This is a genomic window from Paraglaciecola arctica BSs20135, assembly GCF_000314995.1.
Lineage (GTDB): Bacteria > Pseudomonadota > Gammaproteobacteria > Enterobacterales > Alteromonadaceae > Paraglaciecola > Paraglaciecola arctica.
Genome location: NZ_BAEO01000007.1, coordinates 1 through 14,036, shown reverse-complemented (window position 1 = coordinate 14,036; position 14,036 = coordinate 1). Strand labels below are relative to the sequence as shown.

The 14,036-nt window shown below is 41.6% G+C and carries 8 protein-coding genes; 6 read left to right on the top strand and 2 right to left on the bottom strand.

The window, feature by feature from the left end; genetic code table 11:
• Window positions 1-246 precede the first annotated feature (246 nt).
• Together GARC_RS02030 and GARC_RS02025 are read left to right on the top strand one after the other, a co-directional pair.
• Window positions 247-1,425, top strand: coding sequence for a benzoate/H(+) symporter BenE family transporter (locus GARC_RS02030; protein ID WP_007616170.1), 1,179 nt, complete (start codon window positions 247-249; stop codon window positions 1,423-1,425).
• A gap of 3 nt (window positions 1,426-1,428) precedes the next feature.
• A complete protein-coding gene (locus GARC_RS02025; RefSeq protein WP_007616169.1) occupies window positions 1,429-2,076 on the top strand; it encodes a GntR family transcriptional regulator in 648 nt (215 codons plus the stop codon).
• Between the two features lie 17 nt (window positions 2,077-2,093).
• Here GARC_RS02025 and GARC_RS02020 read toward each other — a convergent pair whose 3' ends face one another.
• Both GARC_RS02020 and GARC_RS02015 read right to left on the bottom strand, forming a co-directional pair.
• Entirely contained in the window at window positions 2,094-3,305 is a 1,212-nt protein-coding gene (locus GARC_RS02020; RefSeq protein ID WP_007616168.1) for a pyridoxal-phosphate-dependent aminotransferase family protein, read from the bottom strand.
• Between the two features lie 137 nt (window positions 3,306-3,442).
• On the bottom strand, window positions 3,443-5,410 hold the full coding sequence (locus tag GARC_RS02015; protein ID WP_007616167.1) for a BCCT family transporter: 1,968 nt from the start codon (window positions 5,408-5,410) through the stop codon (window positions 3,443-3,445).
• Between the two features lie 296 nt (window positions 5,411-5,706).
• On the opposite strand from GARC_RS02015, the gene GARC_RS02010 reads away from it, so the two are divergent.
• From GARC_RS02010 to GARC_RS01995, 4 genes are all read left to right on the top strand, one after another.
• Entirely contained in the window at window positions 5,707-8,358 is a 2,652-nt protein-coding gene (locus tag GARC_RS02010; RefSeq protein ID WP_039988482.1) for a TonB-dependent receptor, read from the top strand.
• 135 nt (window positions 8,359-8,493) lie between these two features.
• Window positions 8,494-10,479 (top strand): tetratricopeptide repeat-containing sulfotransferase family protein, encoded by a 1,986-nt coding sequence (locus GARC_RS02005; protein WP_007616165.1) that lies wholly within the window; start codon window positions 8,494-8,496, stop codon window positions 10,477-10,479.
• Between the two features lie 139 nt (window positions 10,480-10,618).
• Window positions 10,619-10,810: a DUF3185 family protein gene (locus GARC_RS02000; protein WP_007616164.1), complete on the top strand. Its 192-nt coding sequence runs from the start codon at window positions 10,619-10,621 to the stop codon at window positions 10,808-10,810.
• 207 nt (window positions 10,811-11,017) lie between these two features.
• Window positions 11,018-13,852 carry a M16 family metallopeptidase gene (locus GARC_RS01995; RefSeq protein ID WP_039988479.1) on the top strand — a complete coding sequence of 945 codons (2,835 nt, stop codon included), beginning with the start codon at window positions 11,018-11,020 and terminating at the stop codon, window positions 13,850-13,852.
• The last annotated feature ends 184 nt before the right edge of the window (window positions 13,853-14,036 follow it).

Sequence of the window (14,036 nt, the reverse complement as noted above, 5' to 3'; positions counted from 1 at the left end):
CACAAGCTCGCCTTGATAAACACAATAATATCGGCACTGGATGCATTAAATAAGCTACCAAATAAATAGTAACCTTCTAACCTATTGTTTTTATTATAGTTACTTTAGAAGATGCGGCACGTCTTAACCCGAGTTCAAGTTATTTACCTCAATTAAACCAATACTTTACCCCTCCAGTTATTTTCATTTTAAGTATTTGTAATAACATGTTAAATTTTGTATACATTTTTTAATTTGAATACAAAAATGAAACACAAGACGTTTATTTCTGACTTAAGTTTCTCAGCCATCAGCGCAGGTTTTATCGCAGTGTTGGTAGGTTATGCCAGTGCTTGGGCGATTGTCTATCAAGCCGCAATTGCCGCTGGTGCTAGCCAAGAGATGATTGATTCTTGGATATGGGCCTTGGGAATAAGTATGGGTTTGGGCTGTTTAGGCTTATCGTTATATTACAAACGCCCTATTATCATTGCTTGGTCGACACCGGGCGCTGCATTACTGGCCACTACACTCAGTGGTAATAGTATTGGCGAAGCCATAGGTATTTTTGTATTTGTTGGGGTGTTAACCCTGCTAACAGGATTGTCTGGTTGGTTCGACGCTTTAACTAAACGTATCCCTTTGCCAATAGCGTCGGCCATGTTGGCTGGCATATTAGTGCAATTTGGCTTGAATATTTTTACTTCACTACAAAGTGATCCGCTTATGGTGGGGATCATGCTTGTGACTTTTCTATTCGCCAAAAGGTGGTTACCCCGTTATGCAATAGTTGCGGTGCTAATTGCAGGGTTTATATGTGCCTACAGCTTTGATCTAATCAATCTACAGCAAGTCAGGTGGTCGCTCGCGATGCCAGTGTGGACATGGCCAGAGTTTAATTTGAGCTTATTAGTAGGTGTAGGTTTACCGTTATTTATTGTAACCATGACGTCACAAAATGTGCCTGGCATAGCGATTTTGCGCTCTACTGGTCATAACCAAGCGCCAGTATCCCCCATACTAAGTTGGACTGGTGGCTTAAACGTTTTGTTCGCGCCTTTTGGGGCTTTCACTTTAAACTTAGCAGCCATCACAGCGGCTATATGTGCCAGCGAAGAAGCCCACCCTGATCCAGATAAGCGATATATTGCCGGTGTGTTCGCCGGTGTCTTTAATATATTAGCGGGCATTTGTGGCGCAGCTGTGGTGAGTTTATTCGCGGCTTTCCCTGTTGCTATGATCTCTGCATTAGCAGGTTTGGCATTATTGGGCATTATTGGTGCTAGCCTACAATCGACCTTTGAGCACCCAGACTATCGTGATGCCGCCTTGCTCACCTTTTTAGTCACTGCCTCTGGGGTATCTTTTTTTGGTATCGCTTCTGCATTTTGGGGCATCACCATTGGGCTTGGCACGCTTGCCATCAGCCGTATTGCAAGAGCATAATTTATGACAGACAAACAACCTTCAGAAGCCTTATATCAACAGTTAAAACAAGATATCCGTGATAATAAGTTGCCATTATCGAGTCCGATAAAACAACAACAACTCGCTTCTAACTATGGTGTCAGCCGTATTCCAATTCGTGATGTACTGCAACGATTAAAAAATGAAGGTTGGCTAATGCAAAGTGGAAAATGTGGCGTGATGGTGCATCCATTAAGCGCCACCGAGGCAGAAGATTTATACATAATGCGTATGTATCTAGAGCCTCTAATCCTTAGTCATGCTATGCCAAAACTTAATCACCAAATTTTGGGGCAAGCGACTGATATATTAGAACAACTCGACCAGCCAAAGTTAAGCATTGCCCAACATGGCGATTTAAATTGGCAGTTCCATGCATGTTTGTATCAAGCAGCCAAAAGGCCGACTCTTTTCAACAATATAGCCAATTTACATCAACTATGTTCACGCTATATTGGCTTTCATTCAGTTGAGCTTAACTATGAAAAAACCAGCCAGCAAGAACATTATCAACTACTCGACGCGATAAAAGCCAAACAACTAGGTAGGGCTAAAGGTATTTTAAAACAACATATTTCAAAAGCAGGTGAGGTGTTAGTCGCTTACCTGCAGAAAAATATGCCTGTTTAGCTTTTACAAATATTGCGTCAAATCTGATCCACAAAACCGTGGCGATCTAATGAACCTTCTAATGCGGCCATGCCTGCTGGTAAATCGAGTTTTTGGCCAAGTAAGTTAAAACTGGCACCAAAGGCATGTAAAGTACGAAACAAGTTGTGGGCTCGACATTGCTCTCCCATTTGGCCAATTCGTACTATGTTGGCACCAAAGGAACCGGATATTTCGACTTTATAACGATTAGACATAGTGCTTAGCAACTGCTTACCTTCAACCCCATCAGGCAAATTAATACCCACAACAGAATTTAACCGGGCAGCGGGCTTAACGTGCAGAGTTAGCCCCATAGCGTCAATCCCTGCTTGCAACGCTTTGGAACTGCGCAAGTGCCGGTCAAACCTCACTTTAAGGGTTTCGGTACAGACTAATCTTAGGGCTTCATGGATAGCCAAAATGCCAGAGACAGGCGCAGTATAATGATAAGACTTTTTATACCAGAATTGATCGGCCAACTTAGCGTCTAAGCACCAATGCCGCAGTTGATCTGAGCGTGATTGAATATGTTCCCAAGCTTTACTGGAAAAACCAATTAAGGACACCCCAGGTATACAAGACAATCCCTTTTGTCCACCTGTAATTACCGCATCTATACCCCACTCGTCCATATCAAATTCCATGGTACTTAAAGTACAAACAGCATCAACAATCACTAAACAGTTATGGGCTTTTGCAGCGGCGGCGATAGCGGCTAATTCATTATTACAAACGGTACTAGAGGTTTCACCTTGCACTATGGTTAATACTTGCGGTTTATGTTGGGCAATATATTCGGTTACCACAGCAGGATCGGCACTTTGGCCTTCTTCAACCACCAAGCGCACAACATTGGCTTCAACACGTTCAGCCATTTCGGCCAATCGGTTACTGAAAAAGCCGTTACATACACTGAGTACTTTGCTGCCCGGTACGACCAAATTTGCCACGGCCATTTCCATCGCAGCAGAGCCTGGCCCTGCCACACCTAAAATATGCCCAGTTTCGGTCTGAAATACATAGCGCGACATCAGCTTAACTTGTTCAATAATTTGCGCCATGGTATCGCCCAAATGGTTGATAACTATACCATTGGCAGCTGCCACTCTGGCAGGAATAGGTACTGGCCCCGCCCCCATCATCAACAGAGGTTCTTCGGGTAAAATACTGTCTAAAGACAAAATACCTTGGGGCGACTTAATACGCACGTTTATTCCTTACTTTCAATTACTTAGGTTACAAAAAAACCATACAACCCTGAGTATACTGAAAACCTACAAGGACCTAGCGTTTTTTCTGACTCATTATCTGATATTAAATACCCAAACTGAATATCAACGAAATATTAACGTAAGAGATGCAGAAAATGTTGATGTTTATGATACTGATCAATCACATCATTGATGACTGCCTGTTTCGTCCAACCCATAATATCGTAATCTTGGCCACCTTCGGCAAGGTGCACCTCTGCCCGATAATAGGTATGTTCGTCGGCACTCTCATGAGATTCTTCGTTATCTGGAGAATAACTAGGTTGGCGATATTTTTCACACTTTATCCCATATACAAAAGAATACTCACTGCCGTGTTGTACATTCAAACTTAACATCTCTTTTTTATTAACAATCTCTGACTCAACGTGATTATTGGCCAATTCTTTGCTAACACTCTCTAACGCTGAAAGCACTGCCGAATCAATAAATAGTTTTACCGCTGTTTTGTTAGGGAATTGAATAATAGTCGAAAGTCGTTGTTCCCAACCACTATCGATTGTAGACGGATGAGGGTGCAAGTTCATCGCTAAACTGGCTTTTTTATGGATTTCGACACGTAATGCCTTTATCAGCCCGACTAAAGAAATCAACAATATAATAGCAAAGGGCAAAGCCGTCGCTATGGTCATGGTTTGTAACGCATTTAACCCCCCTGCAGTTAGCAAAATAGCGGATACAAGCCCCACTCCTACAGCCCAATAAATACGTTGCCAAATGGGTGTGTCGTTTCTTCCGTGAGAACAGAGCATATCCACTACCATAGCGCCAGAGTCACAAGAAGTAACAAAAAACACCACTACCATCAAGGTTGCAATACCACTTAAGAACTGTTGGAAAGGAAAGTTTTCTAAAAAGACAAATAATGCTACTGGTGCATTAGTACTGACCATGTCTCCCAATTTATCGACACCTTGAGTATAAATCAGATCTATCGCTGAGTTACCAAACACTGTCATCCAGAATAACGTGAAGGCAGTAGGGATCACTAACACCCCAATCACAAACTCGCGAATGGTGCGACCTCGTGAAATTCGCGCAATAAAAAGCCCAACAAAAGGTGCCCATGCTAACCACCAGCCCCAATAAAAAATTGTCCAACCACCAATCCAGTCAGTTTTGTCGTAGGCAAATAAATTAAAGGTATTACGCACAATATCAGACAGGTATGCGCCAGTGTTTTGCACATACGCGGCAAGTAAAAACACTGTGGGTCCCAAAATTAGAATGAACAACAGTAAGGCAATAGCCAGTATCATATTCAATTCTGACAAACGGCGAATGCCCTTATCTAAACCAGTCGCTACTGAGACAATTGCTACTGCGATAATGCCAATCATCAAATAGATTTGCATAGGCACAGACTCTTCCATGCCAAATAGGTAGTTTAGTCCTGAGTTAATCTGTGCAGCACCTAAACCAAGAGAAGTAGCGATACCAAAAACAGTACTCACAACAGCAAGAATATCCACTGTATGACCTGCCCAGCCGTAAATACGATCACCGATCATTGGGTATAAAGCTGAGCGTAATGTGAGAGGCAAATTTAGTCTAAAACTAAAATAGGCCAATATTAGTCCAACTACCGCATAGATTGCCCAAGCATGTAAGCCCCAATGAAAAAAGGTCATTTTCATGGCTTCGCGCACGGCTTCGGTTGTACCTGGGGTCGCTGTTGGGGGGGATAAAAAATGCATCACAGGTTCGGCGACACCAAAAAACATCAGTCCAATTCCCATTCCCGCTGCAAATAACATTGAGAGCCAACTAGGCAAAGAATAGTCAGGTTTACAGTGATCGGGGCCAAGGCGTATTTCACCAAAACTGGAGAAGCCAACGTACAAAACGGTTAGCAGTATGACTCCCACTGTCACCACGTAAAACCAACTACCATTTTCAACTATGGTGCTTTGTAATTCAGTGAAATAGACATCGGCTGTTTGTGGCGCTATCAGTGCAAATAACACTAAGACAAGAATGGATAATGAAGAAAGGTAAAAAACGGGGCGGTTTAGGTGTTGGTCTATTCGAGTTAAAGCCACTAAGGTAAGCCTGTATATCTGTTTATTGAGCCGCAATATAACCTATCCCGTGATTATTTCAAACTCACAATATAAGTAGAATGCTACTTATAAAAAATAAGTGAACTTTTTAACAGCGCTGGGAATGACTTTAGAAATCGGGGCTTGAGTCTGGTATACTCCCAAATGCCACGTAAATAAAAATTTGTATTGAAATTAAATATTGTATGTATTGGGTCTAATCAAAAGTCACTTCCCAAGGCAGTGCATGCAAAAGCCAAAAAGGTTCTTATTACATGAACAGAACAAAAATTTACATGAACAGAACAAAAATTAGTTGTGCCATTGTCACAGCACTTGCAATTAATCCTGCAATAGCACAACAAGAAACAGCAAAAGCAAAAGCACAAATAGAAACCATTCAAGTTACCGCCACCAAAAGAACTGAATCGATACAAGATGTACCTTTGTCTGTTTCAGCTTTAAACGGCGAAGCGTTGGAAAATTTAGGCGTTGAAAGCTTTAACGATTACGTTGAGTTTCTACCAAACGTTGTTTTCCAAGGTACAGGCCCTGGGCAAAATGAGATCTATATCCGAGGTGCAGCAACCACGCAAACCAATATTTCAGTATCTTCGGTACAGGCATTACAGCCGTCTGTTGCATTTTATCTCGATGAACAACCCGTTTCCATGCAAGGCCGAAACTTAGACGTTTATGCTGCAGATATACAACGTATCGAAGTGCTGCCTGGTCCACAAGGTACCTTGTTTGGTGCTAGTTCACAGTCAGGCACAGTGCGAATGATCAGTAAAAAACCTGATCACACTGGTTTTGCTGCTGGCATGGATGTGAATATTGGTAGCACTAAAGGCGGAGAAATGAGTAATTCCGTTGAAGCCTTTATGAACTTTACGCCCACCGATGATCTGGCACTTCGCGTAGTAGCATATAACGACAAGCAAGGTGGATGGATTGACAATATCCTCAATAAACCTGGTGGAGGTGGCTACACTGGCAGCGCTGTTGTTATTGATAGAATATCAGGTGGCGTACTGAACGACCCACAAAATACTCCAGTTATATCACCTGAAAATGGTGGCTTAGTAGAAGATGATACTAACGATGCAATTTATGCAGGTGTTAGATTAGGTATGTCCTACTTAATCAACAATGATTGGTCATTGTTGCTACAACACACCGCTCAGTCACTAGAAACCGAAGGGGTGTTTTCTTACGATCCTAACCTTGAAGGTGAAAGCTCTGTTAACCGTTTTATCCCTGAAGACAACGATGATGAATTCGGACTCACAACCTGGACTTTAAAAGGTCGTTTAGACAAGCTTGATATAGTGTACACAGGTGGTTATTTAGACCGTGAAATCAGCTCTACTATCGATTACACAGGTTATACTAATGGCGGTTTGTTCTCAGCCTATTATGTATGCCAGTACGGCGGTTCTGTTGCTGCAGAAGATGAACGTTGCTTAGATCCCACTAAGTACTACAAAGAACAAACAGATACTTCGCGTATTACCCACGAGCTGCGTTTTAATACAGATGTAGATAAAGCTTGGCGCGTGACTGCTGGTCTTTTCTATGATGACCAAGAACTTGCAACCGTTGGTCAATTCAATATTGCCAGTACAGAAAAGTTCCCTGATCTTGCTAGAACACTTCCAGGTAGTGAAGGCATTAATTCTGACGGCGGACCGTTCGAGTCAGGCATTAGTTTTGTTAACGATGTGACCCACACCATCGAACAAGTGGCAGTGTTTGGTCAGGTTGAATACGATCTTACCGATAAGCTAACCGCTACTTTGGGCGCACGTTGGTATCAAATTGATGACACCTTTAAAGGTTCAACAACCAGCACCGATGTGAGCCGCAGAATTCGTGCTTTTGGTACTCAAGATCCTGCAGAATTAGACTTAGCAACGGGTGGTGATGGCCCAGGGGTACTTCAAGCAGCCATCGAAAGTGGTCAGTTAGACGTAAGCTTATTAGACGATAGCGGCACATTAACAGTCGATGATACTATCTTTAAAGCCTCGTTAGATTACAAATTAAATGACGACGTACTGCTATTTACTACCTATTCAGAAGGATTTAGACCTCCGGTTACCAACCGTCAAGGTGGTGATCTTGCGAGTAATCAAAGTGGTGCATTTGAAGGTTTCAGGATCCCAGTTTACTCTACTACCGATAGTCTGGATAATTTTGAATTAGGCATGAAAGGTGACTTTTTGGACGGAATTTTACGGGTAAATGCTACGGCTTTTTATTCTGAAATTACCGACTTACAAACTTCACGTTATGACCCAACCAACATCAGCTTTTTAGTATTTACCGATAATGTCGGTGATGCAGAAATAAAAGGACTAGATGCCGATATTACCTGGTTAGCTTCAGACAACTTGGTGATAAATGCAGCCTTTAGTTTACTGGATACTGAATTAACCAGTGTTAATGCTGAACTTGCAGGTATTGCTCCAGGAGTAGGCGCACAACTACCTTACTCAGCTGAGTTTTCGGGTAATATTCGTGCCCGTTATTATTTTGAACTTGATGATGGTTACAATGGTTATTTGAATGCATCGGTAAGCTACACGGGTGACCGTTTAGCCGGAATGTCTATGGATGCCTATGTAACGGAAGACGCAACACGATTGATCTACGGTACAGGTTCTGGTTTACCGATTCAAAATGAAGCAGCAACTTATGATGGCACTTCATTTAAAGACTCGAATGGCGATGTTTTCCAAGGCGGACGCTACATTCAAGAGAGCTACGCGATTGCCAATGTATCTGTTGGCATCACCAAAGACGACTGGAAAGCTGAGCTTTATATCGATAACCTCACGGACGAAAGCGCTGTACTTTATATAGATACACAGCAATTTACGCCAAAAGTAGTGACTAACCGTCCTCGTACATTAGGATTGAGACTGTCTTACGATTTCTATTAAGATAGTATTTTAGGGTGTATAGCTCTACTAATAAAGGCAAGCGTTTAGCTTGCCTTTATTTTTTATCTAGTGAAAAATCCCTCAGACAACTCTCGTCTGAGTAAAACAAAGAATTTAATCCTCTGGAGGAAACGCGTGGTAACAAACGTTGGCGAACACAGCAGTAAAAATCACGTTAAGATTGACGATATCAAACGTGCGCTACAATCAGGCGAGACTGACAAGGCCATAGCACTTTCCCAGATAGCATTAGAGAACCAAGAAGATACTCAAGAAAAAATCGAAGTATTATATATTCTAGCCGTTGCCCAGCGCACCAAAGGCTTGATTAATGAAGCAACTGAAACAATTAAAAAACTCATTTCTAGCGATCCAAATCACGCACGGGCCCACCAAGAAAATGGTTATCTATACCTAAGTACAGGCAATAAACCCAGCGCAGCAACAGCCTTTGCCAGAGCCACTCGGCTTAATCCCGCATTATTATCCAGTTGGAAAAAGTTAGCCCCTTTATATGCTGAACTTAACCATAGCGAAGCACAAAAATTTGCAACCCAACGGATCAGCTACCTCACTCAATTACCTGTGGAAATTCGTGGCGCTCGGGATTTGATGTATGAAGGGCGATTGGCTGTAGCCGATACTGTATGTCGACGTTTTTTGCAAAATCACAAACACCACGCTGAAGCCATGTTGCTACTGGCTGAGATAGGCATCAAATTAAAACTTTATCACGAAGCAGAGTTCCTATTAGAAAGCTGCGTTGAGATCCATTCAACCCATGAAGCTGCGAGAGCAGAATTTGTGCAATTATTATCTAAATTAGGTAAATTTGAGCAAGCCAAACAACAGGCCGAGCGGTTACTAAACGAACACCCTAATAATCACCAATATCTCGCAGCAAAAGCCAATGCTATGGTCGGAATTGGTGAAGTTGAACCAGCCATCGACCTTTATCAACAAATCTTAGGCGATCACCACAATTTACCAGGTATACAACTGCTACTTGGACATGCGTACAAAGCAAACGGCAACATTGAACAAGCAGTAGCGGCTTATCAACAAGCTTACACAATTCGCCCTGACTTTGGTGATGCCTATTGGAGTTTGGCCAATACCAAGACTTATCGATTTACCGATAACGAACTATCCCTGATGCAAGAGCAACTGAATGCTGTCGATATTGAACAAGACGACAAGGCCCATCTTGAGTTTGCCCTAGCTAAAGCCTATGAAGATCGCAAACAATTCGATACTGCTTTTAGTTATTACCAAAATGGTAATGCTTCAAAAAATCGGCGTAATCATTACTCGCAGGCCAAAGTGAGCGAACAAATTGAGGCGCAAAAATCAGTTTTCACTGCAGACTTTTTTAAAGCTCATCAAGATTTAGGTGATCCAAGTCCAGATCCCATTTTTATTGTTGGGCTTCCTAGAGCTGGCTCGACCTTGCTTGAACAAATATTGGCCTCACATTCCCAAGTGGATGGCACCATGGAGCTACACAATGTGCTGGGGCTGGCTTCGAGATTAAGCGGAAGTAAAAGTGGTTACCCTAAGGTTGTTGCTGAAATCGACAATGAATACTTCCCTCGTTTTGGCAAAAAATTTATTGAAGACACTCAATGTTATCGCCAAGGTGCGGCATTTTTTATAGACAAAATGCCAAATAACTTTATGCATATTGGCCTGATAAAGTCCATATTACCCAATGCCAAAATAATTGACGCTAGACGTGACCCTATCGCTTGTTGTTTCAGTGGTTACAAACAGCTATTTGCTGAAGGCCAAGAGTTTTCATACGGTCTAGACAACCTCATCCATTATTACCAATCCTATCTGTCCTTAATGGCGCACTGGGATTCAGTGTTACCTGGTTTTGTATTAAAAGTGCAGCACGAAGACGTGATAGATGATCTGGAGACTCAAGTCAGGCGCATATTAGATTTTTGCAACTTACCTTTTGAAGCATCATGTTTGCATTTTTACAATACTAAACGCACCATTAAAACCCCAAGTTCAGAGCAGGTTCGTCAGCCAATAAATTCTACTGCAAGAGAGCAATGGAAACACTTTGAGGCTCATTTAAAGCCATTAATTGAAGCCTTTAGCTCAGAGTAAAACCTTTGGTTCAGAGTAAAAGTTGCAAGACTGATAATGTTAGTACTTATGATCCTATATTCGATTAATGCAGCATTTTGTGTCAATCTAACAATCAAACACTATTTTGGTGTTTAATTATCAAAATATAGAGATAAATATGAATAACAAACTGCTTGGTATTGTACTTATTGTTGGAGGTTTGGCTTTAGCCATTTGGGGTTACAACGTGTTTGACTCAGCTAGCGCTCAGTTCAGCAGAGCTTTCAGTGGTGATACACCTATTGAAGCTTGGTTAGGCATGGTAGGTGGCGTAATTTGTATCGCAGTGGGCATTGGAAAAATACGATAAATAAAGTCTTGGGCAGTAGCTGTAGCATTGTAAAGTAAACAACCTGCCCTATAAATTTTCCTAAAGCGTATTCACTTATAGCTGCCAATAGCTAATTTTCAGACGTTCATCCCTTATCCAAGATCCCTGCCCCATCCACACTTTTAGTCTCTCGCAAAACATGCAATTATCACAGCAATTAAGATCCCGTATTAAATGATGATAAATATGAAAAAACTAACAAGCTACCTAATACTTTTCGCCTGCTCTTTGGGCATAGTGAACAATTTATTGGCCCAAGAAACCGATAATAAACCTAACTTTGAGGTCAAATATCAAAAGTTTGTTTTAGACAATGGCTTAGAAGTGGTATTTCACATTGACCGCTCTGATCCGGTTGTGGCGGTCAACTTAACCGCTCACGTAGGTTCAGCTCGTGAAGTCTCAGGTCGCACTGGTTTTGCGCATCTGTTTGAACATTTGCTGTTTCTTGAATCAGAAAACTTAGGCAAAGGGGGTTTAGATAAACTCTCGGCAAAAATTGGTGGCTCAGGGGCTAACGGCTCCACCTCAAGAGATAGAACCAATTATCTACAAACAGTGCCAAAAGATGCTCTAGAAAAAATGATTTGGGCCGAAGCTGATAAGTTAGGTTGGTTTATTAATACCGTCACAGCAGCTGTGTTGGAAAAAGAAAAACAGGTCGTCAAAAATGAAAAACGCCAAAGCAGCGATAACGCTCCTTATGGGCACAACTGGCTTGTCATCGACCAAAACCTTTATCCACAAGACCATCCTTACCATTGGCAGGTAATAGGCTCCCTTGCCGATTTACAAGCTGCCACTTTAGATGATGTAAAACAATTCTTTCAACGTTGGTATGTACCAAATAATGTCACATTAACCCTTGCGGGAGACTTTGATCCTGCACAGGCCAAAAAATGGGTAGAAAAGTACTTCTCTGAAATTAAAGCGAGTGAAAAAATCACGCCTCTTAAGAAGCGCGCTGCGAAATTAAACAAAACGATTAAACGTTACCATGAAGATAACTTTGCCAACCTACCGCAAATTACTCGCACCTACCCCACAGTAGAGCAGTATCATGCCGACTCATATGCATTAAACGTATTGTTTGAATACTTAGCCAATGGTAAATCAGCGCCACTTTATATAGTGCTAGTTGAAGACCAAAAGTTAGTTCCAAATGCCAATATGTTTCATCAAACCAGTGAGCTAGCAGGTCAAGTCTATTTAATAGCCAAAGCTTATTCGGATATTGATTTAGACGAAGTAAACAAAGGCATTGATCAAGCTTTTGAGCAGTTTGAAAAAGACGGAATCTCTGAACAGGATCTTAAACGTATTCTCGCCACCCAAGAAACCAACTTTTATAATCAACTTTCTAGTGTGCTCGGCAAAGGCGCACAGTTGGCGTATTACAATATATACACAGGCGATCCTGGTTATGCTGAAAAAGAAATTGCGGCGATTTTAAGCGTCACCACTGCAGACGTAAAACGTGTGTATAACCAATATATCAAAAACCAAAATTACGTAGTGACAAGCTTTGTACCCAAAGGCAAAGTTAACTTAGCAGTACAAGGCTCAACTAAAGCCAGAGTGACCGAAGAACAAGTCGTTCAGGGCGCTGAAAAACAAGTCGCCCCTAACCTGGCAACAACCTATGCAAAAACACCTTCAACATTCGATCGTTCAAAGGAGCCACCCTATGGAGGATCAGCGGAAGCGATTGTGCCTAATATTTGGCAAGCTCAACTTGATACTATTCAGATACTTGGAATTGAGGTAGATGAAGTCCCCCTTGTTGATGTGGAAATTGTGATAGACGGCGGGCAACTGCTGGAACAAATGGATAAAGTGGGCATGACCAATATCCTTGCGCAAATGCTTACTAGTGGCACCAAAAATAAAACCCCTGAAGAACTTGAAAACGCCATCAAACAAATTGGTGCCTCAATTGAAGTTGAAGCTAACAAAGAAGACATCAGTGTAAGGGTCAACACACTCGCTAAAAACTATGCTCAAGCCATGGATTTAGTCGCAGAAATACTTTTAGAACCCCGTTGGGACAAAAAAGAATTTGCCTTAATTAAACAGCAAACTATCTCGCAGATACTTCAGCAAGAAGCCAATCCAAGGAGTGTTGCCGATAATAAATTTAATGAACTGATATATGGCGAAAATAATATTCGCGCAAAAAACGTATTAGGAAGCGAAGATTCTGTCGAATCAATTTCGTTAGCTGATTTAAAAACATTTTATCAAAAATATATATCGCCCAACCAAACCCGAGTACATATTGTTGGTGCTCTTAATAAAAAGTCAGCATTAGCGTCTTTGTCAGAGTTAAAAGCAAACTGGCCATCATCTAAAGTAACTCAACCCAAGTTAGTAACGCCAAGCAAACCACAACAATCCAAGGTGTATTTTTACGATATACCTAACGCTAAACAAACCGTGGTGAACATTGGTTATGCTGCACTGGCTGCAATTGACAAAGACTACTATCCGGCCACTATCATGAATTACATTCTTGGCGGTGGTAGCTTTGCCTCACAGTTAACTCAAAGCTTGCGTGAAGGCAAAGGTTATACTTATGGCATTTATTCCCGTTTCACTGGCACCAAAGACCCCGGCACCTTCAGAATTTTTAGCCAAGTACGTTCAAACGTTACTTTAGAATCTGCCGAATTAATCAAAGAAATTCTCGAGAATTATGGGAAAGAATACTCACAACAAGATTTAGCCACCAGCAAAAGCTTTTTAATAAAAAGTAACGCCAGAGCATTCGAAACAGCCAATGCAAAACTGGGATTATTAGATAACATCAGCAAATACAACTGGCCTAAAGATTACGTTAAGCAACGTGAGCAAACTGTTAAAAACATCACAGTAAAAGATGTGAAAGTTTTAGCAGACAAGTATTTAAACCCCAATCAAATGATCTGGTTTTTTGTGGGTGATGCCAACACCCAATTACCTCGTTTGAAAGCCCTAGGATACGGCGAGCCGATATTGTTGAATCCGCCGAAAGCCGAGTAGTACCTTGCTTAGAAGGTTAAGTGGTAGTTAAAAGCAAAAAAAAATTGAACCACAGGGGGCACAGAGATCACGGAGGAAAAGAGCTAGGTCCATTACTGCCCGTCAGATTTATTAAGCCACATCAGAGTGCTAAATAAATCTTTTTAGCGAATCCGTAATTTTCTTTTCTCTGTGTCCTCTGTGC